At 36.2% G+C, this 246-nt stretch carries 1 protein-coding gene; it reads right to left on the reverse strand.

The window, feature by feature from the left end; genetic code table 11:
• Positions 1-59: 59 nt before the first annotated feature.
• Positions 60-246, reverse strand: a 187-nt coding sequence (locus tag BBI10_RS27730; RefSeq protein ID WP_083232960.1) for a hypothetical protein, incomplete at its 5' end; no start/stop codon positions are given.

A 246-nucleotide genomic window follows, 5' to 3' on the forward strand; every position in this document is an offset into this window, starting at 1 on the left:
ATGGCGAAAGGTATAAAAGTAATATCTTCTCGAGCTTCTCAAGGATAGGTCGAATTTTCTCATTTTCCTCCAGCATTCCACTTCGTTTTAATTCGTAAACAAGCAGTAGTAATTCCTGCTTTATCAAGATAATTTTTCGACTCATCAGAAATATCCGAAAGTGTTTTCTTGTGCGTCTTGGATGCGATAAAACTGTGCATGTTGGTTACGACAATGATTTTTATCGAATTGCGGATATATTTGTGG

The sequence above is a fragment of the Pseudomonas graminis genome (genome assembly GCF_001705435.1).
Lineage (GTDB): Bacteria > Pseudomonadota > Gammaproteobacteria > Pseudomonadales > Pseudomonadaceae > Aquipseudomonas > Aquipseudomonas graminis_B.